The sequence below is a fragment of the Aminobacterium mobile DSM 12262 genome (assembly GCF_000526395.1).
Taxonomy (GTDB): Bacteria; Synergistota; Synergistia; order Synergistales; family Aminobacteriaceae; genus Aminobacterium; species Aminobacterium mobile.
The window spans coordinates 122,931-144,768 of record NZ_JAFZ01000003.1; the positions used below are offsets into that span (position 1 = coordinate 122,931).

22 protein-coding genes and 1 riboswitch are annotated in these 21,838 nt (G+C 44.1%); of the genes, 12 read left to right on the forward strand and 10 right to left on the reverse strand.

Annotation, left to right across the window (positions count from 1 at the left end):
- Positions 1-38: 38 nt before the first annotated feature.
- The 3 genes from K360_RS0109355 to K360_RS0109365 are packed head-to-tail and all read left to right on the forward strand — an operon-like array spanning position 39 to position 2,898.
- Complete coding sequence (locus K360_RS0109355; RefSeq protein WP_245587111.1) at positions 39-1,085, forward strand: TRAP transporter substrate-binding protein; 1,047 nt, start codon at positions 39-41, stop codon at positions 1,083-1,085.
- A 23-nt stretch (positions 1,086-1,108) separates the two neighbouring features.
- Positions 1,109-1,606: a TRAP transporter small permease gene (locus K360_RS0109360; protein WP_024822900.1), complete on the forward strand. Its 498-nt coding sequence runs from the start codon at positions 1,109-1,111 to the stop codon at positions 1,604-1,606.
- Positions 1,606-2,898, forward strand: coding sequence for a TRAP transporter large permease (locus tag K360_RS0109365; protein WP_024822901.1), 1,293 nt, complete (start codon positions 1,606-1,608; stop codon positions 2,896-2,898). Before K360_RS0109360 ends, K360_RS0109365 begins: the two co-directional genes overlap by 1 nt.
- Positions 2,899-3,020: 122 nt before the next feature.
- Here K360_RS0109365 and K360_RS0109370 read toward each other — a convergent pair whose 3' ends face one another.
- The 5 genes from K360_RS0109370 to K360_RS0109390 form a co-directional block, all read right to left on the reverse strand.
- Positions 3,021-3,728: a DUF554 domain-containing protein gene (locus K360_RS0109370; RefSeq protein ID WP_024822902.1), complete on the reverse strand. Its 708-nt coding sequence runs from the start codon at positions 3,726-3,728 to the stop codon at positions 3,021-3,023.
- A gap of 6 nt (positions 3,729-3,734) precedes the next feature.
- Complete coding sequence (locus K360_RS0109375) at positions 3,735-4,664, reverse strand: ABC transporter permease (RefSeq protein WP_024822903.1); 930 nt, start codon at positions 4,662-4,664, stop codon at positions 3,735-3,737.
- A 1-nt stretch (position 4,665) separates the two neighbouring features.
- Positions 4,666-5,736 (reverse strand): ABC transporter permease, encoded by a 1,071-nt coding sequence (locus K360_RS0109380; protein ID WP_024822904.1) that lies wholly within the window; start codon positions 5,734-5,736, stop codon positions 4,666-4,668.
- Between the two features lie 4 nt (positions 5,737-5,740).
- Positions 5,741-7,288 (reverse strand): ABC transporter ATP-binding protein, encoded by a 1,548-nt coding sequence (locus K360_RS0109385; protein ID WP_024822905.1) that lies wholly within the window; start codon positions 7,286-7,288, stop codon positions 5,741-5,743.
- Positions 7,289-7,355: 67 nt separating this feature from the next.
- Positions 7,356-8,438 carry a BMP family ABC transporter substrate-binding protein gene (locus K360_RS0109390; protein ID WP_024822906.1) on the reverse strand — a complete coding sequence of 361 codons (1,083 nt, stop codon included), beginning with the start codon at positions 8,436-8,438 and terminating at the stop codon, positions 7,356-7,358.
- 191 nt (positions 8,439-8,629) lie between these two features.
- Here K360_RS0109390 and gpt point away from each other — a divergent pair, with 191 nt between their 5' ends.
- Complete coding sequence (gpt, locus tag K360_RS0109395; RefSeq protein ID WP_024822907.1) at positions 8,630-9,124, forward strand: xanthine phosphoribosyltransferase; 495 nt, start codon at positions 8,630-8,632, stop codon at positions 9,122-9,124.
- Between the two features lie 65 nt (positions 9,125-9,189).
- Here gpt and K360_RS11365 read toward each other — a convergent pair whose 3' ends face one another.
- On the reverse strand, positions 9,190-9,360 hold the full coding sequence (locus tag K360_RS11365; RefSeq protein ID WP_156923398.1) for a hypothetical protein: 171 nt from the start codon (positions 9,358-9,360) through the stop codon (positions 9,190-9,192).
- Between the two features lie 104 nt (positions 9,361-9,464).
- On the opposite strand from K360_RS11365, the gene K360_RS0109405 reads away from it, so the two are divergent.
- The gene (locus K360_RS0109405; protein ID WP_024822908.1) at positions 9,465-9,935 is read left to right on the forward strand and encodes a hypothetical protein; all 471 of its coding nucleotides are present in this window, start codon (positions 9,465-9,467) and stop codon (positions 9,933-9,935) included.
- A 161-nt stretch (positions 9,936-10,096) separates the two neighbouring features.
- On the opposite strand, the gene K360_RS0109410 is transcribed toward K360_RS0109405, so the two are convergent.
- From K360_RS0109410 to K360_RS0109425, 4 genes are all read right to left on the reverse strand, one after another.
- Complete coding sequence (locus tag K360_RS0109410; protein ID WP_024822909.1) at positions 10,097-10,924, reverse strand: serine hydrolase; 828 nt, start codon at positions 10,922-10,924, stop codon at positions 10,097-10,099.
- A gap of 1 nt (position 10,925) precedes the next feature.
- A complete protein-coding gene (locus K360_RS0109415; RefSeq protein ID WP_024822910.1) occupies positions 10,926-12,230 on the reverse strand; it encodes a GntT/GntP/DsdX family permease in 1,305 nt (434 codons plus the stop codon).
- A 48-nt stretch (positions 12,231-12,278) separates the two neighbouring features.
- Positions 12,279-13,367, reverse strand: coding sequence for a dipeptide epimerase (locus K360_RS0109420; RefSeq protein WP_024822911.1), 1,089 nt, complete (start codon positions 13,365-13,367; stop codon positions 12,279-12,281).
- Between the two features lie 381 nt (positions 13,368-13,748).
- Complete coding sequence (locus tag K360_RS0109425) at positions 13,749-14,267, reverse strand: type 1 glutamine amidotransferase domain-containing protein (protein ID WP_024822912.1); 519 nt, start codon at positions 14,265-14,267, stop codon at positions 13,749-13,751.
- Positions 14,268-14,353: 86 nt separating this feature from the next.
- Between K360_RS0109425 and otsB the strand changes: the two genes are divergently transcribed.
- The 7 genes from otsB to pssA all read left to right on the forward strand — a co-directional run bounded on the left by otsB (position 14,354) and on the right by pssA (position 21,683).
- A complete protein-coding gene (gene otsB, locus K360_RS0109430) occupies positions 14,354-15,175 on the forward strand; it encodes a trehalose-phosphatase (RefSeq protein WP_024822913.1) in 822 nt (273 codons plus the stop codon).
- Positions 15,168-16,604: an alpha,alpha-trehalose-phosphate synthase (UDP-forming) gene (locus tag K360_RS0109435; RefSeq protein ID WP_024822914.1), complete on the forward strand. Its 1,437-nt coding sequence runs from the start codon at positions 15,168-15,170 to the stop codon at positions 16,602-16,604. Before otsB ends, K360_RS0109435 begins: the two co-directional genes overlap by 8 nt.
- A 30-nt stretch (positions 16,605-16,634) precedes the next feature.
- Complete coding sequence (locus tag K360_RS0109440; protein WP_024822915.1) at positions 16,635-17,162, forward strand: nitroreductase family protein; 528 nt, start codon at positions 16,635-16,637, stop codon at positions 17,160-17,162.
- 34 nt (positions 17,163-17,196) lie between these two features.
- On the forward strand, positions 17,197-17,736 hold the full coding sequence (locus tag K360_RS0109445; RefSeq protein WP_024822916.1) for a nitroreductase family protein: 540 nt from the start codon (positions 17,197-17,199) through the stop codon (positions 17,734-17,736).
- A 146-nt stretch (positions 17,737-17,882) separates the two neighbouring features.
- Positions 17,883-20,342: a DNA gyrase subunit A gene (gyrA, locus tag K360_RS0109450; protein ID WP_024822917.1), complete on the forward strand. Its 2,460-nt coding sequence runs from the start codon at positions 17,883-17,885 to the stop codon at positions 20,340-20,342.
- Complete coding sequence (locus K360_RS0109455; protein ID WP_024822918.1) at positions 20,339-20,968, forward strand: phosphatidylserine decarboxylase family protein; 630 nt, start codon at positions 20,339-20,341, stop codon at positions 20,966-20,968. The genes gyrA and K360_RS0109455 overlap by 4 nt, the downstream gene beginning before the upstream one ends.
- Complete coding sequence (gene pssA, locus K360_RS0109460; protein WP_024822919.1) at positions 20,955-21,683, forward strand: CDP-diacylglycerol--serine O-phosphatidyltransferase; 729 nt, start codon at positions 20,955-20,957, stop codon at positions 21,681-21,683. Before K360_RS0109455 ends, pssA begins: the two co-directional genes overlap by 14 nt.
- 30 nt (positions 21,684-21,713) lie before the next feature.
- A riboswitch (TPP riboswitch) is annotated at positions 21,714-21,822 on the forward strand.
- The last annotated feature ends 16 nt before the right edge of the window (positions 21,823-21,838 follow it).

Consider the following 21,838-nt stretch of genomic DNA (forward strand, 5'->3'; position numbering starts at 1 on the left):
TCGTTTCGTTATAAAGAATATAGGAAGGAGTGTCAGGCATGTCCCATAGAATGAAAGGTCTGTTGCGAGGAGTGGCTGTATGCGTGTTTCTCTTTTCTCTGACAGCTACGGCAGCAGCTCAAAATATAAAACTATCTTATAACGGGCCGGCAGATGAAGAAAACAATGCGGTCCATCTTTTTGCAGTTCATTTTAAATCTATGGTGGAAGAGGAGAGCAAGGGAATTCTGTCGATACAGTTATACCCCGATAGTCAGCTTGGGAACGAGGAAGAGCGCATGGAGCTTCTGACCCGAGATGGAATGAATCAACCTATTATGAATATCGCGTCTTTTGGTGGGGTTGCTCCTCTTTTTCCAGAAATTTATGCTACGGCGGTACCTTTTATGTTTAATAGTTATCAGGCGGCACACTCTTTTTTTGACAAAGGGTTATTTTGGGACAAGGCTCGCAAAGAGTTTCAAAATCGTACAGGAGCTATATTGCTGGAAGTAGTGGAAGAAGGGGGGTTTCTCGCCTTTACAAACTCGAAAAAAGCACTTCAGTCTCCGAAAGATTTCGAGGGCCTTAAATTTAGAGGCATGGATGAAGGTCAGATTACTCTCTATAAATCTTTTAGCGCCAGCGGTACCCCGATACCATGGACAGAGCTCTACATGGCATTAAAGACAGGCGTAGTAGATGGTCAGATGAACCCGGCCATGTATATTAAAATGGGGAGTTTATATGAAGTACAAAAATACCTGACTTTAGCCAATATTCAATACTCAGACCAGTTTCTCGTTATAAACGGGGATCTTTTTGAGTCGCTTAGTGGAGAGCAGCGGTCTATTATTCAGAAAGCTTCTCGTCAAGCTAATATGATGAATAGAGAAGCAGTGGAAGCTCAAGACTTTAAGGATATTCAGTTTCTTCAAGAGCGAGGGATGGAAGTCTATACCCCTACAGAAGATGAGATGGAAGTTTTTAGAGATAAGGCTATCCCGGCATATCTGGAATGGCTTAAAACAAAGCTCTCTAAAGAATGGTTAGATCTGGCTCTTGAAAGTGCTAGAAATTCGAATACTGAAGCTGCAGGGCATTAGAGAGAGATAGGGTTGCTGCTGTTATGACTGCTGATACTCATACGTTCTCTGAAAAATGGATCCTTCGATTAGAGCGTTTTAGCGCTTGGAGTGCGGGGGCTCTTCTTGTTATAAATGTGGGAGATGTTCTCTTAGGTATCTTCATGCGATATATCATGAAAAGCTCTGCTATATGGACTGAAGAGGTTGCCCGCTTTTCCCTGGTATGGCTTGTGATGGTGGGAGCTACAGGAGCTCTTTGTCATGGCGATCATATGGTTATTGATTTTGTCACTCCCCGGTTGCCTCAAAAAATTCAGCGAATTATAAAGTTTTTTCAAGGGATCATCACTCTTTTAGTGCTAGGTGCCATGGTCTATCTCGGCAGCATTAATGCTATTAAAATATGGGGAATGCGGACTATGGCTCTTAATATCCCTAAAACTGTCCCTCTCCTCTCTGTTCCAGTAGGTTGTACTCTTCTGTTGGCAGAGACATCGCTTTTTCTCTTCCGATCTATAAGGGATGGTGGTCAGAACTAATGGTCCTTTTTATGCTCTGTGCTTTTTTCATTATGATGGTGATCGGGTTCCCTCTCTATCTTTCGTTGTTGGGGGCGGCCTTTCTGGGTGTCGTTGTTTTAGGGGATTGGTCTCTTTGCCGCGTTATTGCTCAGCAATTCTATGGCGGTATGGACGTCTTTTCCCTCATGGCCATCCCGTTCTTTATTTGGACAGGGATTCTTATGAACCGCTCTGGTCTCACTGACCGTCTTCTTGATTTAAGTCGACTTTTGGTAGGGTCAGTACGGGGAGGACTTGGCTACGTGAACGTGGTGGGTGGCATTATTCTCGCAGGTGTTAATGGTTCTGCTGCTGCAGATGCTTCGGCACTAGGATCCATACTTATTCCAGCCATGATTAAAGATGGTTTTTCCCCTGCTTATTCGGCTGGTCTGACAGCAAGTAGTTCTTTAATAGGTCCTATTATTCCCCCGAGTATTTTTATGGTTATTTACGCCACCATGACAAATACATCTATTGGAGGACTTTTTGCCGCCGGCATTCTCCCGGGGATCGTACTCGGTGGTGCCTTTATGATTATGAACTATTTTTATTCCATAAAACATGGAATGCCTATTTCTGATTTTAGAGAGATTCGTTCTCAAGGAAAAGAGATTTTACGGCGTTCCTGTATTGGTTTGGTGGCTCCCCTCATTATTATTGGCGGTATTGTAACAGGAATTGTAACACCCACAGAGTCTGGAGCCTTAGGAGTGGCTTATTGCATAGTGGCTGGTTCCCTTTACACTCGAAAATTGACATGGAGAGACATAGGGGAATCTATTTATGAAACGGTCCGTATGACGAGCTCCATCTTTTTGATTATGGGGGCGGCGACGGTGATTGGCTGGATATTGAAGTGGGAGCAGGTTCCCCAACGTTTTGCGGGTATGGTGATACAATCGGGTCTGATGGATAATCCCTGGCTCCTTATGATGGTTCTTTCTGCTATTATTTTCCCTATCGGCATGTTTATGGAAGAGGTCTCGACGTTGACGCTTCTCACCCCTATCTTTGCGCCTCTTGCTGCGAAGGCTGGCATTGATCCTCTCCATTTTGGTGTGGTGATGACATTGAATGTAACTATTGCCCTTATCACCCCTCCTATGGGGGCGTGTAATTATATAGTGGCTGCTGTTGGTGGAGTTGAATTGGGAGATGTCTTCAAATATATATGGCCCTTTATAGGGGTGGCATTGCTTGTATTGTTGCTCATCATTACGTTCCCTTCTATAACGACCCTTATCCCGCGTCTTCTCGAACTGTCATGAAAAATAAAAATCCGTCGTGTCCCTTTTAGAGGAATGCGACGGATTTTATATTCTTATGAATATAGAAAATTATTTCGGAATGATACTAACGATATTTTCCCTTTAACATTCCCATACAGATACTACTTGCAAAATACAGAGGCAAGTACTCCTGCTACCAAGAGAGCAGGCAACATATTGGCCACTCTGAAACGACGAATGTCCAGAATGGAAATGCCGAGAGCTATGAGCATGAGTCCCCCAGCTGCCGTTACTTCGTTAATAATTGCTTCTGATAGATAGGGCTGAAGATGCCCGGCAAGAAGAGTTATTCCCCCTTGATAGAGAAGGACAGGAATAGATGCTATAAGGACTCCGCTTCCCAAAGATGCAGAAAGAGCGATAGAAGATATGCCATCCATAAGAGATTTAGTGATAAGCAAGTTGGGGTAGTGTCCTAACCCTTCTTCTATTGCCCCCAGAATCGCCATGGATCCCATGCAAAAGAGCAGACTCGCCGTGAGAAAACCTTGAGCGACACTCTCGCCACTTGTTCGGAATTTCTCGCTGATCCTCTCTGAAAATCGGCTAAATGCCTTGTCCAGATTGATTGCCTCTCCAATCAAGGCGCCTCCGACCATGCTAAAAATAAGGATCAGAAAGTTCGATGTCTTCTGGGCCATAAAGAAACCGAGGGAAAGGGTAAAGAGACCCAGAACCTGAAAAGCCATTTCAATATAACGCTTAGGCAGGCGAGAGCGAAGCAAAAGCCCGGTAATACTTCCAGCTATAACGGCTACGCTATTAATAATACTTCCTGCAGCTGGTATGTTGCCCCAAAATAGGCTCAAAATAAATTAATCCCTTTCTTCTCTAAAGAATGGTTGCCCCAGAGAGGAAGGTGCTCCAAACAGAATCCCCTTCCCTTGACTTACAGAGATAAAAAATAATACCACAATTGTCAATATATAAGGAAGCATCATGAGCAATGGAGTAGGGATACTGGTTCCAGCAGCTTGAAGACGAAGCTGGAAGGCCTCCACTCCCCCGAAGAGATACGCTCCCAGAGCCGCTCTCATAGGGTTCCAGATAGCAAAAATAACAAGAGCCACAGCGATCCATCCTCGGCCGGCAGTCATGAGTTCTGCCCACATTTTTGTGTATGCTATAGACATATAGGCTCCACCTACTGCGACAATACCGCCACCAATAAGGGTGTAGAGATACCGCGTTTTATCTACGCTAATACCCATGGCATCAGCTGCCTGGGGGTTATCTCCTACCGCTCTTAGATTTAATCCGTTGCGAGTACGAAGAAAAAACCAATAAAGAAAAAACACTAATATGAAAGAACCATAAATAAGAGCATCGTTGTTAAAGAGAACGGGCCCAATAACAGGTATTTGGGATAGGCCGGGCAAGGGAATTTTATTAAGCCCTTCAATGGTGAACCCTATATATGAGCGGCCGAGAAGAGAGCTTGCGCCAGTTCCAAACATAGTAAGAGCCAGACCACTTACGACCTGATTCCCCTTCATTGTAATAGAAATGAAGGCATGGATGAGAGATAACAATGCGCCTACGACAAAAGCCATGGCCACTCCAAGCCAAGGGCTGCCCAAATGGTATGTGACAGCAAAGCCCGTATAAGCACCTACGAGCATAATGCCTTCTAACCCTAGATTAAGAATTCCTGCCTTTTCTGTAACAATTTCTCCCAGAGTGGCATAGAGAATAGGCGTACCACTTCGCACGGCTGCGGTAAGAATAGGAATAAGAATCTCCATGTTAATTGTCTCCCCTCGAAACAAGACGCACTCGATATTTTCTGAAAAATTCCCCGCCGAGAACAAAGAAAAGAAGTAACCCCTGTAAAACGAGTATGCTCGACAGAGGGAGTCTCATCACTATTTGAAGGGTTTCTCCCCCTACAAGCATGGCTCCTATCAGGAAAGAAACAAGTAAAACCGCCAAGGGATTCAATCTTGATAGCCACGCTACGATAATGGCAGTATACCCAAATCCAGCAGAGAAACCATGTTGAAGCCTCCCTTGGAGCCCAGCTATTTCACACATGCCTGCCAACCCGGCCAGGGCACCAGATATGAACATAATAATTAATACGTTCTGAAGATAATTGATTCCAGCAAAACTGGCTGCTCTGGGATTTTCTCCAATAACGCGAATCTCATATCCCCATCGAGTCCATTTCAGAATAGCCCAGAAGAGCATGGCAAAAACAATCGCTATTAAGAAGCCGAGATGTACTCGAGTATTCCCATAAAGGGGCAAACGAGCAGCATCTGGGAAAGGGGCTGTCATGGGAAAACCGAGGCTGGCTGGATCTCGCCAGGGACCATACACAAAGAAATCTACCAAATGGATGGCGATGTAGTTGAGCATAAGAGTTGTAATGATCTCATTGACATTCCAACGAGCCTTGAGATATCCGGCAAATGCAGCCCATATTCCACCAGCACAAGCTGCTGCCGCAAACATAATCCAAAACATGATAAAAGGCTGATCTACAAAGGCGTAGCGTACTGCTGCTGCTGTGGCAAGAGCCCCCATGAAAATCTGGCCTTCCGCCCCAATATTCCAAATAAGCATTTTAAAAGAGAGAGTTACAGCCACTCCTGCTATGGAAAGGGGGATAGCCTTTACTATGGTTTCCGTAAAGCCGTATGCATCTCCTAATGAAGCCTTGAACATGGAGGAATAGGCTTGTAGTGGAGATACTCCAAGAAAATAAAGGAAAATACCCCCAGAGAGAAGTGCAAGAGATATTGCTAACAGAGGAATAGCGACAGCAAACCAACCGGGGGTGGAGAGTCTCTTTTCTACTCTAAAATATTTCATGGAACTAAACCTCTTTCAAAAGGGATTGAAGAGGGGTCCCAGCCATCATGAGTCCTATCTTTTCGGGAGTCGCCTCTCCTGGATTATCGAAAATGCCCATGATTTCACCTTTAAAGATTACTGCTAATCTATCACTGAGAGAGAGAAGTTCTTCAAGATCTTCTGATACAAGGAGAATAGCAGTTCCTCGATCGCGTTCGTGTAAAATCTGTTGTCTGACAAAATGTGTTGCAGCCACGTCGAGACCCCATGTAGGATGAACGGCAACCAGCGCTTTGGGCGCATCGCTTAGTTCCCTTCCCAACATGAGTTTTTGCAAATTTCCACCAGATAAATTTTTCACCGGTGTCTCTACAGATGGAGTACTGACACTGTATTTTTTTACAAGATCTATTGCTTGCTTAAAAACCACTTTCCAATTGATCAAAAGACCTCGTGCGACAGGTTTTTTCCAATATTTTTTGAGAATAGAATTCTCTTTAATATCCATATTGGGGACGAGTCCTGTGCCTTTGCGGTCGGCAGGTATATAGCGCATCCCACTGGAAATAAAAGATTTTGGAGTTTGATTCTCCAGCTCCTTATTATTCATTATAATGTGCCCTGACTCCACAGGACGGAGCCCTACCAGTGCTTCGCAAAGTTCATGTTGTCCATTTCCGGCGATGCCAGCAAGGCCTAAAATCTCCCGTTCTCGAATAGAAAGTGAAAGATTGCGGACAGCAGTAATTCCTCGATCGTTTAGAATAGAGATTTTTTCGGCTTTTAGCACGGATTCCCCAGGAGCCTGACTTCTTTTATTTATAGTAAATGCTATTTTTCGCCCCATCATGAACTCTGCGAGCTCTTCCTTAGATGTATGAGATGTTTGTACAGTTCCAGTTTTTTCTCCTTTACGGAGAATTGTAATTCTGTCAGAGAGAGAGAGGACTTCGTCGAGTTTGTGGGATATAAAAACGATACCATGACCTTCCGCTGTCATCTGTTGAATAGTTTTAAAAAGATTGAGAGATTCTTGTGGCGTCAATACAGCTGTAGGTTCGTCAAGAATCAAAACCTTTGCTTTTCGGAAAAGCATTTGTAATATGGCAACTCGTTGCTGTTCCCCGATTGAAAGTTGCCATATTTTAGCGTCAGGATCTACTTCCAAGCCATATTGAGACGAGATGTTCTGGATTTTTTCACGGATTTCATTTCGAGGAAGAATATATGGAAGATCCTCCAAACCGAGAATCATATTCTCCCAAACAGTTTGGCTTGGGACAAGCATAAAGTGTTGATGAACCATCCCAATACCGGCTGCGATAGCATCTTTGGGAGACATAAAAGTGTAAGGGGTCCCTTTAATGAAAATATGTCCAGCATCAGGCCGATAGAGCCCATAAAGGATATTCATCAATGTAGACTTCCCGGCCCCATTTTCTCCAAGGAGGGCATGGACTTCCCCTGACAATACATCAAAATCAATCTCTCGGTTGGCGGTTACCCCTGCAAAGGCTTTGGTAATACCTTGCATTTCTACGAGTGGAGGAACAGCCTTTTCTTTGTTCATAGCTCCCTTTCCTTTCTTTCAAAAAAAAGAGGGCGCCACAAAAGCGCCCCCCTAATCTTTGAAGTGTTTATTTAGGAATATCTCCCTTTACACCTTCAACGAACCAGCTCATGGAGAGCTTGTCTGCATCAGAAATCGATTGCCCAGCTTCAACTTTTATTGTACCGCTCTGATCTTTAATAGGACCATCAAAAACATCCCATGTGCCAGAAATTATTTTCTCTTTCTCTGCTTCTACAACGGCCTTAACCTCTTCTGGAACATCTTTCCCATAGGGAGCAAGCTTGACCATGCCTTCTTTTAATCCCCACCAAATGTCCTCAGATTCCCATGTGCCGGTAGTGACCTGCTCCATCACATGCTTATACACAATTCCCCAATCCCAAATAGGAGCTGTAAGGTGTTTTGTGGGGGCATATTGGCTCATGTCATTGTTGTATCCTACCACATAAACCCCGGCCTCTTCCGCTGTTTGAGGAGCGGCTCCGCTATCTGCATGCATCCCAATAACATCGGCCCCAGAGTCGATAAGAGCCTTCGTGGCTTCCTTTTCTTTACCGGGGTCAAACCAAGAGAACAGCCAAACTACTTTTACCACAGCTTCAGGATTCACTTTCCGAACGCCAAGAGTAAAAGCATTAATGGCACGAATTACTTCCGGAATAGGATGAGCAGCAACAAAGCCTACAACGTTACTCTTTGTCATTTTTCCTGCCACCAAACCAGAAAGATATCGAGCTTGATACATTCTACCAAAATAAATACCTACATTATCAGCTCTTTTATACCCGGAGCAATGCATAAAGACAACATCAGGATGTTTTTTCGCTACTTCTTGTACAAAATCCATATATCCAAAGGAAGTGGCAAAGATAACTTTTGATCCATTTCTTATAAAGGTTTCCATAACTCTGGCAGAATCAGGGCCTTCTGGTACTGACTCGACAAAACTGGATTTTACTCCAGAAAAGGCTCCTTCCATTTCTTTTCGTCCCTGATCATGCATATACGTCCATCCGCCATCACCTACAGGACCAATATAGACAAAACCAGGGTTTGTTTTTTCCGCGGGGATAGCCTCCATAGCAAATGCCGTTCCGCAGAGGACCATGCTGAGCGCCAGTAATGCTACCACAAACTTTCTTCTCATTTAGATGCCCTCTCTTTCCATAATTTTTATAATAGAAATACTAGTTTAAAAAGACTTTGACCCTTACAATTATACTGTTTTAAGAATAAAAGGAAAGGGTTTAAAAAGAAGAGACGAAAGAATGGGTATCCATTTTGGAATAAAAACGTGTAATATATCTATGATTTCTTAGTGTCGGGGAGGCATCTGTTATGGGTAGTGAAGATCGGTATCATAAAACATTTCCCGTTTCGTGGGATCAGCTTCACCGCGATTGTAAGGCTCTTGCGTGGAGGCTTTTGTCAAGAAAATGGGACAAAATCATAGGTATAGCTCGAGGCGGCCTTATTCCTGCAGCTATTATTGCGAGAGAGCTTAATATTCGTGTTGTAGATACAGTTTGTATATCAAGCTATACCCTTCGGACTCAAGGGGAGGCCCATATCCTGAAGAAGATCGAGGGTGATGGAGAAAATTGTCTTATTATCGATGATCTTGTGGATACGGGGAAAACCGCTCAGGTTGTGCGGAAAATGCTTCCGAAAGCGTACTTTGCTACGGTATATGCGAAACCGGAAGGGTGTTCTTATGTAGATACCTATATTACTCAGGTAAGCCAAGATACATGGATCCTCTTTCCATGGGATGCAGAGACGGCGTATTCCACCCCTCTTGTGGACAGAAGTTCGGAAGAGTCCTCCTTATAGAAAAAAAGAAATAGGGATAGGGCTCTTTGGAAACACCAAAGAGCCGGAGAGGCAGGAATATTCCTTTAGGCTTTCACATTCAGGTTTTGACCGAGGCCCATGCTCTCAAAGAGCTGGGCCATCATTTTCTCCTGAAGCTCCGCTACGTTTTTAAGCGTGTAGGTTTGGGTAGCCATAAGTATGTTTTGACAAACTTCTTGGGCTTTTGCACTTTGTACTGCGTTGACTATATCCATCTATATTCACCTCCCAAGGAAATCCCGCCTTTTTATATATCGGAGATTCCCTTGAATAGATGTAGAATACGTGTAGGCTTTTTATTAGAGGGGGTGGAGTGTAGGTGCTCTATATGAAGTTTGCCGTACCTTTTGTTCTTTGGGCTTGGGTTTTATCCAGTACGTATGCTCGTTATGTTGTTCCCCAAGTGGCGAGTCTCTATGCCTCCCTTGAGAGATTAGAAGAGGGAAGGGGGAACTCTGCTCTTTTTCCAAAGGTTATTGTTTTTTCCATCAAGATTGTTCTTACCTTCGTCCAAATGTATGTGCTCTCTACATGGTCTGCTTATTCGGTATTGAGAACTCTTCGCTTTGTACAATCACCAGATATTAAAAAATGGATCTGTTATCTTTTGGCCTTTCTTATTTGTGAAGGAGCTTTAGGTGTGGTTGCCAGAAGAGAGGAATATCGAGGCTTCCTATCTATTGTTCACTCTGCTATGGCTATGGGGCTTTTTGTTATTTTTGCTTTCAACCCTTCTTTGATGAAAGACACATACCCATGGCTTATTCGAGCCATGGGGGTGGATTTCTGATAAGAACATGGTTGAGTCTTAGCCAAGGGAGCTACTGTGAATATAAAAATCCAGCGAGAAGCGTTTCGAGACAGTCCTCTCGCTGGATTTTTTGTGTAGTTACTTTAGTGAATCTATTGATATATTCAATATTTTTCGTGGAAAAATGTCTGAACTACGCTTTATTGTACGTATGAGAAGGTACCATTCCCTTTCCCGAAATGCTCGAAAATAATAAGTCCTATTTTGGAGCATAACTCTACCCCCATCATTCGGCTGGAGAGATCTTTAGTGAGGATCGTTACGATGACAGGTGTTTCTGTTCCATGGAAAAAAATTCCTGCATCATGCTCAGATCCAGGAAGCTCTCCTGTTTTATGAGCAAGGAAACCTTCAATGTCGTCCACATCGTTGAAGGGAATTAATGAAGGAAGCTTGGAGTTCAATTTCTGAAGGGTCATGAGTTCAAGCATTCTTTCCCTCAATGACGCTGGAAGTTTTGGGGATGTCAGCATTATTTCCAAGAGAGAAGCCATGTCTTCTGGGGTTGTGTAGTTGTCTTTCCCTTCCTTTTTCGCTTCAAAATCAAGCATTTTTCTGCCTAAGATCGTTTTATGCAGACCGAGGTCTTTTATCTCATTGTTGATCCTGTCTTTTCCCAGTCGGTCAATCACAAGATTTGCAGCAGTGTTGTCGCTTACAGATATCATTAAGAGAGCGAGGTCTTCAAGTCGCAACAGAGCTCCTTCTCTATATTTATGGAGTATCCCCCCATCGACTTTATCTTCGTTTTTAAGCACAAGTGTGTCGTCAAGAGATAACTTTCCGGAATGAGCCTCCATAAAAAGGGTCCAGAGCACAGGTAACTTGATGAGACTCGCTGAAGGGAATACCTCGCCTCCATTTACAGACATTTTAACTTTGCCCTGCACGTCTTTTATTACAACGCCGGCAGTTCCCTTGAAGGATTCGGGCGCAAGTGTTTTCTGTACTTTCTCTTGCCAGGTCATTTTACATCGCCACGATAATGGCTCGAATAACGACATAAATAACGGTACAAAGAACGATGAGCCATCCATTGCAAAGCACGGATTTAAGATCATCGGATCTGGCAAGGCCCATCTGTCCCTGCATATCTCCTTCCGGCACGGCAAAAGATGTCATTTGCGAGCCGACGAGAAGGACTACTACCCACAATGTCATGGGGATATTCAACGATTGAACTAAGGGAGCAAACATTTTGTTGATAACCTCAGCCTGAGCTACAGCCGCGCCAGGAACGCCAAATATGCCTACGAGTGTTGACAACGTTATAAAACCGACAGTGCCGCTTCGATTGACCAAAGGTTCCAACATGGTTGCAAGAGCTTGGAAGGCGCCAGTGTCTGAAATAAAAGTGATAAAGGGGTCCAAAAGAACAAAGAAGAAGAAAAGCCAAATGAGGCCCCTGGCCCCTTCGCATACAGATTCTATAATTTCTGTTATTTTGAGACGGCCAGCAATGCCTGTTAAAAGAGAAGCGAGGATCATGACAGCCACTACAAAAGTAGACCCTCCTTCTATATAAATTCCATATCCTACTGTACAGAACATTGTAACGAGGAAGGCGACAGTTGCCTGCTTTACATGAGAATTTGATCCTAAATCATGAGAGGAAGTTTTTTCCATGTCTTCCTCTGTGTATCGAACCTTCCCGAAGGTCTTTTTTTGAACTTTCGATGCCCAAAAGAACGTAACAATCCACATGATAATGGAAATTGGCAAGCCTGCATTTATGAGAACCTGGGGGTAAGAAAGCCCGGTAAACTCCATGAGAGCTACCATCGGTGGAGTGAAAGGTCCAAGAAAAAGCCCGGAAGCGCCTGCTCCATGAAGCAAAACAGCCATAGCGCTAGGTGTAACTCCAACAGAAGCTGCGATAGGAATAAGGATAGGGGCTAAAATAGCGTTTCCGCCTGCGAGAGTTCCAAGAAGGCTGACAATAAAAACGGAACAGACCATGGTGACTAAAAAGGCTTTTCGGGGGGAGTTGACATTCATCCTTCGCGTAACCATATGTACAAGTTCTTTCACAACCCCCGTTCTTTTTAGAACATGCCCCAATCCGCCGCCAAGTAAAATTATGAGTCCAATATACCCTAGGAAGGAACCGAGTCCGCCTCGAATTCCTTGCGCAATGTCCATAATCCCATGATGTCCTATTATCGCTGCTACAATAATACCAGCCGAAACGGCAAATATCTGACCAAAAGGACTGAAACACAATACGATATATACAAGAAGAGGAATAAGACCTAAAAGACTTCCATTTCCCATTATGAGAACCTCCTTTTAATCCAACGAGTGAAAACAATACGTTCCTGATTAATTCCACGCAATGTCAGGAATGGTAGTGACTCCTATCCCAAACCCTTCGCCAGGTGTAATTACAGGCCCTACAAAGTGTGCTCCGCCAAGATTCAGTAAAGAAGAACATAAAAGTGGACCGTCTATATCTATACGAGTTACATTTGATCTTGAAAGGGCGAGATGAACTGCGGCACTTGCGCTAACCTGGCCTTCTAGCATACTGCCCAGCATAACTTCGGCACCAAATATTTCCGAAATAGCGATAATTTTCATAGCATTGGCGAGTCCGCCGCATTTCATCAGCTTAATATTAACCATATCAGCAGCCTTGCTTCTGAATATTTCTAAAGCGTCTTTGGGAGACCAAATACTTTCATCAGCTACGACAGGAATGCACGTATTCGCTGTTACATGAGCCATCCCCTCCAGATCTTCTGCTTTTACAGGTTGTTCCACAAGTTCGATGTCAAAACCGGCATCTTCCATACTTCTTAGGATGCGGACTGCTTCTGAAGGCTGCCATCCTTGATTGGCATCAATACGTACTTTAACTTCACAACCTACAGCTTCCCGTATTGCTCGTATGCGCTCGAAATCTTTTCCTGTTTCTTTCCCTACTTTAATTTTAAGAACTCTATACCCTAGATCCACGGCATTAATAGCATCTTTTGCCATTTCATCGGGATCGTTTACGCTTATTGTAATATCAGTTTCGATATACTCTCTGTGACCTCCCAGAAGTCGGTATAGTGGAGCTTTGAGGCTTTTTCCCCATATATCGAAAAGTGCCATATCCAACGCTGCTTTTGCGCTCGTGTTCCCGACGATAGATTCTTGTAAAACCTTTAAGTTCCCTTCAAGATCATCCCCGTCTCTTCCTATAAGAGAAGGACGAATATGATCCTCGATAGCACCTAAAATAGCACCGCTAGTATCTCCCGTAATCTTTCCGGTAGGAGGTGCTTCTCCAAAACCTACTACGTCAGAATCTGTTTCTATCTTTATCACTACATCAGCAATAGAATCTACAGTACGAACAGCGGTTTTAAAAGGTTTTTTAAGCGTGAGAGACATGATTCCTGTTTGAATAGACGTGATTTTCATATATCTCGCTCCGATCTTTCTCTTAATAGATTATTCTTCTTTGCGAGCCCCACATAGAGTCGTGGCATTCCTTTAACACGTTTTTATCCCATATTGAAAACTCCCTATATATTATTTATATCAATTCTCATCCCCCCCTTTTTTCAAGAACAAAAAAGCAGGCATCTCCCACTACAAAGAGGGAAACACCTGCTGGATTTCATCTTCAATGCTGACCGTGTTTTTCGGTCAGGCCGATAGACGAAGCAGCTTATTTATTTTCTGAGATAGGGCTAATCCAAAAACAACTTGTTAAGTTGGATCTATATCAACAATAAAAGTATATCTATTATTAAAAATTTTTCAAGCTATAAAAATCATCAGAAAATCCCGTCCAGGTTGCTATCCTTTATGTAAAATTTCAAGAAGGGCTTTTGTGAAAAAAGGCAGATCTGCTGGTTTTCTACTTGTGATGATTCGATCAGAAATAACAACCTGTTCGTCTACCCACTGGGCCCCAGCGGCCTTCATGTCATCTTTGATGCTTGGAAAAGATGTAACTTTTTTCCCTTGGAGTATTCCTGCGGAAACGAGCAAGCTCCCTCCATGGCAAATGCTTGCGATAATACCACCAGCCTTATAAATTTCATGAACAAGAGCAACAATGTCTGCTGACATCCTCAGCTTATCAGGGGCCCATCCGCCAGGTATTACAAGAGCTTTGGGCATATTGTCCATAATTGTTTGGGCTGTGTATGTAACATCAACAGTAGTTCCATATTTCCCTGTATAGCGATGAGGAGCTACAGGCGCTACGGCAATAGGAGCGTACCCTTCCTCTACGAGTCGATAAAAAGGGTACCAGTACTCTAGATCGTTAAAACCATCTTCTACAAGTATGACTACTCCTTTTCCGGCCAATTTTGTTCTCTCCTTTCCTCTTTTCTATATGTTACAATTTTTACATCTATTATACCGTTTCGCTTCAGAGGAGTGATGGGGTAAAAATGATCATTGATCCTCATCCGGAAGGACCTATTGGAAAAATTTTTGAACAATTTTGGGATTCCATGGGCAGAAGTCCATCTCCTCCTCTTTTGATGAGTGACTATGATGGTACTTTAGCTCCTTTTGTGATGGAACGGGAGAAAGCCTTTCCTTGGCCTGGAATGACAGCATGTATTTCTCGCATAGTGGAGGCTGGTGGCATCGTTGTTTTGATATCTGGGCGAGATGCGAAGGACGTAGGGAGACTTTCTGGCCTTGTAGGGAAAGTTGAAATATGGGGAAATTATGGCAGAGAGCGTGTATTCCCTGATGGTACAGTATTTCAGATACCCCTTGATCCTTCTCAAAAAGAGGGTTTAGAGACGGCCGTTAAAATAGTTGAACAAGAGGGTATCTTGCATTGGATCGAAAAGAAAGAAATGTCTGTAGCTCTTCATTGGCGAGGAAGGGACTGTCGGTTTTATGCGAGGCAGATTGAAAATATTTGTCTAGGTTGGGAAAGTATATGCCGACGCTTTCGTCTCGTTATTTCTCCTTTTTGTGGAGGAATAGAAGTTACTGGTCCAGATATCCACAAAGGAGTGGTGGTGAAAGCTCTTTTAGAGGAGCATCCGAGCTCCGTCTCCGCTTATCTTGGAGACGATGTTTCCGATGAAAAAGCTTTTGCCGCAATGAGAGGGAAGGGGCTTTCTGTTCTTGTAACAGCAGAGGAGAGGGAAACCGAAGCCCTTGTACAGCTATCTCCACCTGGCGAAGTAACGAGCTTCCTTAACAGATGGTGTGCTTGTCTGGCAAGGAGAAGGGGGGCTAGCTATGGATAAATGGGTGGGGAAACGCGTAGTTGTAGTTTCAAACCGTTTGCCCGTTGTTTTGAGGAAAAACAGAGAAGAGTGGGTAGTAGATCCTGGCGCTGGAGGGCTTGTAACAGCCCTTTCTCCAGTATTGAGAAGCCAAGGGGGTCTATGGATAGGTTGGACAGGTTGTAAAGAAGAGATCGGATCTGAGAAGTTGCGGCATATTTTAGAGCCAGTCTCTCGTCGATCTGGTTTTCAGATAATAGGGGTACAGCTTGAAGAATTGGAAATAGAAGGATATTACCACGGTTTTTCCAATTCGGTGTTATGGCCCCTTTTCCATGATTTAGAGACAAAATGTTCTTTTTCCCCCCATTTTTGGGAGTTGTACCTCCAAGTTAATCATAAATTTGCTAAAATTGTTGCTGAAAATACTCGACCTGAAGATCTTATATGGGTCAATGATTATCAGCTTATTCCTTTAGCTGAAAGTTTCAAGAAAATAGGGGTTAAACGGCAATGTGTTTTCTTTTTACATATTCCGTTCCCTCCTCCGGATGTATTTATGAAACTCCCATGGCGAGTAGCGATAATGGAAGAATTACAACAATATACTTTCCTTTGTTTTCAAACTCACCGGGATCGTAAGAACTTTATCAACTCTATGAAGATTCTCTATCCGTCGAGTCATATAGAAGGTCGTGGTATGCTTGTTTCCCTTAATACAGGTATACATCAAATGAAAATAGGTAATCTACCAGCAAGTATCGACTATAAGGCTTTTTGCGACTTAAGTAAAAGAAAAAAAGTTGTAGATAGAGCTCTGAAAGTTCGGCAGGCCGCAGGGGGAAGGCACCTCTTTCTTGGCGTCGATAGATTAGATTACACAAAAGGTGTTCCAGAAAAACTTCGGGCATTTTCCCGGGCTCTTGAGAAATATAGTACGTTGCAGGATAAAATTATGCTTTTACAGGTGTTGGTCCCTAGCCGAGAAGGCATATACGAATATCGGAGCCTCCGAGAAGAAATAGAAGAACTGGTTCGCGTTGTTAATAGGCGTTTTTCTACAGATATATGGACCCCCATTACGTATCAGTATACATCCGTTTCCCAAGAGGAGTTAGCAGCTTTATATCATGCTACAGATACGGCTCTCGTTACTTCTTTGAAAGACGGCATGAATCTCGTGTGTAAAGAATATTGTGCTTGCCATTCCAGTAATGGAGGATCCCTTATATTAAGTGAATTTGCGGGGGCGGCTTGTCAGATGAGAAAAGGAGCTCTTCTGGTGAATCCTTACGACGTAGAAGGTGTGGCCGATACCATCCATTACGCAGTGATTATGAGCCTATGCGAGAGAAAATCGCGCATGACAATTTTGAAAAATAATCTTAGAAAACATGATGTATACTGGTGGGGAGAGAAGTTTTTGCTTGGTGCATTGGGGGATTTTTAAGCGTAGATGAAGTGAGGGTGGTGAAATAGAATGAGAATCAGGGATAGCGAGGCGATTCGTGCCATTTTAGGGCGTCGAAGCATTCGTCGTTTTGAGGAGAGGCTGGTAGAAAAAGAAAAAATAGAGCTTCTTGTTGAATGTGGATGTGCGGCTCCCAGTGCGGCTAATAGCCGTGCTCGTCACTTCGTGGTAGTAACGGACAGAGAGCTTCTTAATCGACTGGCAGAGGATCATCCCTACGGCAAAATGCTCTTTGAAGCTCCTTTGGCTATAGTTGTATGCGGAGACCCCGAAAAAAGTGATTTTGCTCATCGATACTGGGAAGAGGATTGCTCCGCTGCCATGCAGAATATTCTCGTTGCAGCCCATGCCATTGGTCTTGATGGAGTATGGCTTGGTGTTCGTCATGCTCCTGGCAAGGAGGAATCTATTCGAAAAATTTTATCAATACCCAATCACATAGCCGTGTTAGGTATTGCGGCTTTGGGGTATGGTAAAGAAAAAAAAGAACCTCATCAAGGGATAGATCAGGGCGCTTTGCATATGGAACGGTGGTAGACATTTTTATCATCGATAAAGGAGTTGGTTGACTATGGAGAGAAGAGAGCATCCCGTTATTCAAAATATTTTAGGCCGTCGGAGCATTCGTAAGTTTACATTGACTCCTACAGAGCCTGACGTTGTCCATATCCTTCTTGAGTGTGCTTTTGCGGCTCCAAGTGCTCATAACAGGAGACCGTGTCGATTTATAGTGATACAGAGAAGGGAAATATTAGACCAGTTGTCGATTGCTCATGATTCAGGGAAAATGTTGGCAGAAGCACCCCTTGCTATTGCAGTTTGCGCCGATACGTCTCTCTATCCGGAAGGGGATACAGCTTGGATAGAAGATGGAGCGGCAGCGTTGGAGAACATATTATTAGCAGCCAGAGCATTAGGTCTTGAGGGTGTCTGGTTAAAAATTATGGGACGACATCCCCGGGAAGAGCGAGTTTGTCCTATTTTGAAGGTGCCCGCTCATATAAAAGTGATCGGAATCGCAGCCCTCGGATATCCAGCAGAAGAAAAAGCACCTCATTACGGAATAGATAATAATGCAGTTTATAAAGATTGCTGGGGAGGCGAAAAGTAAATTTTCGGCATGCAAATCCTAAAGAGGAGCAGAGCTTCTTCTTTTTCATTTTTCGCCATGCTGTTGAGACGTGTTAAAATGTTGTAGTTTGTCATTTATGTTTATAAGCTCTTTTAAAAGGAACTTTATTTGGAGGTAAGAAGTATATGGATGAGAGAAAAGGTGAGCCCCTATTTGGGAAAGTAATCCCTCTCCCCTTAGTGGAAGAAATTAAACATAGCTATCTTGATTATGCCATGAGTGTCATAGTGGGGAGGGCTCTTCCTGACGCCCGGGACGGGCTTAAACCTGTTCAAAGAAGGATCCTTTATGCAATGATGGAACTCGGCCTTCGCCATTCCTCATCGTATAAGAAATCTGCTCGTGTGGTTGGAGAAACCATGGGTAAGTATCATCCTCATGGAGATGCTGCTATTTATGAAACCATGGTGCGTATGGCTCAGGATTTCAGTATGCGCTATCGCCTTGTGGATGGACAGGGTAACTTTGGTTCCATCGATGGAGATCCAGCAGCTGCTATGCGATATACTGAAGCGCGGCTTTATGAAATCGGAGAGCTTATGCTTGCGGACATCGATGAAAACACGGTAGACTGGGGACCAAATTTCGATGAATCCCTACAGGAACCCCTCTATTTGCCGGCCATGCTCCCCAACTTGCTTATTAATGGTAGCTCGGGAATAGCAGTAGGTATGGCAACGAACATCCCTCCTCATAATCTGAGTGAAGTTATAGATGCCCTTGAGTATCTTATCGACACAGATCCGGAAAATGTAGATCTTGGAGAAATTTTGCTTCGTATGCCAGGCCCTGACTTCCCTACGGGTGGAGTTATTCTGGGGAGAGAAGGCATTATTGAAGCCTATCAAACTGGGCGCGGCAAGCTGATTACGCGCGGTAAAACAGAGGTGGAGGAGGGGAAACGAGGAAAAACATCTGTAGTAATTACCGAGATCCCCTATATGGTCAATAAGACCAATCTCATCGAAACTATCGCCAAAAACGTTCAGGATAAGCATATAGATGGGATAACAGATATTCGGGATGAATCTGACAGAGAAGGGCTTCGCATTGTTTTGGAGATCAACAAAGATACTGACCCGAACTTGGTCTTGCGGCAGCTCTATCGTCGGACTCAGCTTCAGAGTACTTTCGGAGTAATTAATCTAGCCTTAGTAGACGGGCATCCTCGGGAGCTTCCGATTATAGAAATGCTCTCTATTTTCCTTAATCATAGACGCAACGTCGTTAGAAGAAGAACTCAATTCCGTCTCGAAAAGGCTCAGGCCAGGGCACATATCGTGGAAGGCCTAGTGAAGGCCCTTGATATTATTGATGAAGTTATTGCTCTCATAAGGGGCTCTAAAACTACAGATGAGGCGAGGAAGGGACTTATAGAAAAGCTAGGTTTTTCAGAGCTTCAGGCCCAGGCAATTCTTGATATGCGCCTTCAGAGGCTTACAGGGTTAGAGCGAGAGAAACTTGAAACGGAGTTAGCGCAGCTTCTTTCTGATATAGAGAGATTCCAGTCTATTTTAGGGAACCCTAAAATCCTAGACGCAGTAATAAAAGAAGAGCTTCTTGATCTTAAGAAGCGCTTTGGAGATGAAAGAAAGACTGAAATTATCGAAGCATTCGAGGAGCTTTCTTTAGAGGATCTAATTCCTGAAAGTGACATCGTTGTAGTTCTTTCTCAGGATGGATACCTGAAAAGGAAAGATCTTGAAGAATACTCCCTCCAAGGGCGGGGAGGGAAAGGCAGAAAGGGAGCGACTCTTCAGGAAGAAGATGAAATAGCCTTAGTGGCCGTAACGGAAACTCATCAAGATATTTATCTCTTTACCTCCATGGGGAGGGTTTTTGCCCTTCGAGGCTATATGATTCCCGAGTCGAAGAGTGGGCGCGGGAAGATGGTAAACCGCTTTATTGCTCTTGAAGAGGGAGAACGTGTAGTGGCCATGCATGGACGTGCGGTGGAAGGAGCGCAGTATGCCTTTTTTATCACCAAAAAAGGCACGGCAAAACGTCTGGATCTCAGTGAACTCAAAAACTTGACACGGGCAGGACGAAGAGTGTTGGGGTTGGATGAGGGAGATGAGATAGCCCAGATAGTCCTCACTTCCGGCGAAGATCATTTGCTGATTGTTACGGCTCAGGGTCAGGCACTTCGAGTTGAGGAGAGTGAGTTTCGCCCGATGGGAAGAGCTGCTCGGGGCGTGAGAGGCATCCGACTTGCGAAAGGCGATTATGTCATTGGTTGCGATAGGGTTTTTGATAATCGCTGGCCCTTGCTTTTGAGTGAAAAGGGTGTTGGAAAACGTACGCACTACGACGAGTTTATGCTTCGACATCGGGGCGGCCTTGGCGTTAAGGTTATGAATCTCTCTGAAAAGACAGGGCTCATTGTAGGATGTTGGAGCGTTGCTGAAGAGGATGAGATTATTGCTATTACTAGCCGCGGTCGGATGATTCGTCTTGCTGTGGCAGAGACGCCGGTTTTAGGTCGAACCGCGAGAGGAAGCATTATGGTGAGACTTGACGAAGGAGATACAGTAGCAGATGCGAGTGTTGTTTCTACTACGGAAGATGGGGATACTTCTATATGATCGCTCGTGACGGTTGGCCCACTATAACTTTTGCCGCTCTCTTAACAGGAGCCAGTTTTATGATATCTCCGTGGATGGCTGGAATAATGGGAGGGGTTCTGGCTTTGATGGTGTGGTTTTATAGAGACCCGGAACGAACTCTTCCAGAAGAAAAAGAGGGATGGGTGTCTCCGGCAGATGGCAAAGTAGTGGAGATAGAAGAGGCTTTTCATCCCTATACGGGATCGGTCTTAAAGATAGGTATTTTTATGTCCCCTTTAGATGTACATGTAAACAGAGTACCTCAAAAGGGAACAGTAGATTATTTAGAATATGTTCCTGGTAAAAAGTGGATGGCTTTCGCTCCGAAGGCTTCAGAAGAAAATGAGCGCATGTATATTGGTCTCCATACAGACCGGGGGCCAGTGCTTTTAGTTCAAATCGCCGGTTTTTTGGCACGTCGCATTGTTTGTCGTCTTGAAAAAGGGCAGCACTTAGTTCGAGGAGAACGTTTCGGGATGATTAAGTTAGGGTCTAAAGTTGACGTATACCTGCCCAAGAGTGTAAAGTCGTCTGTATATATCGGCCAGAAAGTAAAGGCTGGTAAATCTGTTTTGGGAGTGACGGCGAAAAATGAAAATGATTAAAAAACGGCATCTTTCTTTTCGCGAAATAGCCCCTAATATGGTCACGAGTGGAAATTTACTCTGTGGCATGCTGTCACTGATTCTTTCTTTTCACGGGAAATATGTCCCAGCTGCGTGGTTGGTTTTTTTTGCAGTGTTCTTCGATTTTATGGATGGACGCGTCGCCAGAAGTCTTGGGGGCGGAAGTCAGTTTGGAATGGAATTTGATAGCTTGGCTGATGTTGTGAGCTTCGGAGTAGCACCTGCGTTTCTGATGTATGTTACGTCTCTTCAGGGCTTTGCAGGCGTCACGGGGGGGCTTGCTGTTTGCTTTTTTGCTCTCTGCGGAGCTCTTCGACTCGCTCGTTTTAATGTGGTTCATGTTCCTGGCCCTTTTCAGGGACTTCCCATTCCAGCGGGAGGACTTTTTCTCGCTTCTTTTGTGATTGCTGGTTTTTCTCTTCCTTCTTATGTGGCAGCGGCTTTGGCGGTAACTACTGGTGTGCTTATGATTTCGAGTGTTCCTTACGGGAATTTAAAGGGGCTTCGTAAAGGGAACAGCAATAAGAAAAAGTTTTTCTTTTTAGGTTTTGTTGCTTTGGCTCTTATTGTAACTCTCCATACCTCAGCCCCTCTGGCGGCTATTTCTATTTATGTCGTGAGCGGGTTGCTTCATTTTGATTGGGGAAAGTGGCTCTCTTTACAGGAGGAAGATCCATTGAAGGAGAGAGTATAGGCGAAGGGTAAAAACAGACGTAAAAGTATGCTTTTTCTACAGGGGAGCTCACATGGAGCTGAGAGGAAAGCCGGCGTGCTTTCGACCCTTACCACCTGATCCGGATAATGCTGGCGCAGGGAGCTTTTATAAGGAGGAGTTCGCCGTTGCGGGCG

Bases quoted from the DNA above. Each gene is read 5' to 3' on its own strand.
- K360_RS0109355 (WP_245587111.1), top strand. From the start codon at position 39: ATGTCCCATAGAATGAAAGGTCTGTTGCGAGGAGTGGCTGTATGCGTG.
- K360_RS0109360 (WP_024822900.1), top strand. From the start codon at position 1,109: ATGACTGCTGATACTCATACGTTCTCTGAAAAATGGATCCTTCGATTA.
- K360_RS0109365 (WP_024822901.1), top strand. From the start codon at position 1,606: ATGGTCCTTTTTATGCTCTGTGCTTTTTTCATTATGATGGTGATCGGG.
- K360_RS0109375 (WP_024822903.1), bottom strand. From the start codon at position 4,664: ATGGAGATTCTTATTCCTATTCTTACCGCAGCCGTGCGAAGTGGTACG.
- K360_RS0109380 (WP_024822904.1), bottom strand. From the start codon at position 5,736: ATGAAATATTTTAGAGTAGAAAAGAGACTCTCCACCCCCGGTTGGTTT.
- K360_RS0109385 (WP_024822905.1), bottom strand. From the start codon at position 7,288: ATGAACAAAGAAAAGGCTGTTCCTCCACTCGTAGAAATGCAAGGTATT.
- K360_RS0109390 (WP_024822906.1), bottom strand. From the start codon at position 8,438: ATGAGAAGAAAGTTTGTGGTAGCATTACTGGCGCTCAGCATGGTCCTC.
- gpt (WP_024822907.1), top strand. From the start codon at position 8,630: ATGGGTAGTGAAGATCGGTATCATAAAACATTTCCCGTTTCGTGGGAT.
- K360_RS11365 (WP_156923398.1), bottom strand. From the start codon at position 9,360: ATGGATATAGTCAACGCAGTACAAAGTGCAAAAGCCCAAGAAGTTTGT.
- K360_RS0109410 (WP_024822909.1), bottom strand. From the start codon at position 10,924: ATGACCTGGCAAGAGAAAGTACAGAAAACACTTGCGCCCGAATCCTTC.
- K360_RS0109415 (WP_024822910.1), bottom strand. From the start codon at position 12,230: ATGGGAAATGGAAGTCTTTTAGGTCTTATTCCTCTTCTTGTATATATC.
- K360_RS0109420 (WP_024822911.1), bottom strand. From the start codon at position 13,367: ATGAAAATCACGTCTATTCAAACAGGAATCATGTCTCTCACGCTTAAA.
- otsB (WP_024822913.1), top strand. From the start codon at position 14,354: ATGATCATTGATCCTCATCCGGAAGGACCTATTGGAAAAATTTTTGAA.
- K360_RS0109435 (WP_024822914.1), top strand. From the start codon at position 15,168: ATGGATAAATGGGTGGGGAAACGCGTAGTTGTAGTTTCAAACCGTTTG.
- K360_RS0109440 (WP_024822915.1), top strand. From the start codon at position 16,635: ATGAGAATCAGGGATAGCGAGGCGATTCGTGCCATTTTAGGGCGTCGA.
- K360_RS0109445 (WP_024822916.1), top strand. From the start codon at position 17,197: ATGGAGAGAAGAGAGCATCCCGTTATTCAAAATATTTTAGGCCGTCGG.
- gyrA (WP_024822917.1), top strand. From the start codon at position 17,883: ATGGATGAGAGAAAAGGTGAGCCCCTATTTGGGAAAGTAATCCCTCTC.
- K360_RS0109455 (WP_024822918.1), top strand. From the start codon at position 20,339: ATGATCGCTCGTGACGGTTGGCCCACTATAACTTTTGCCGCTCTCTTA.
- pssA (WP_024822919.1), top strand. From the start codon at position 20,955: ATGAAAATGATTAAAAAACGGCATCTTTCTTTTCGCGAAATAGCCCCT.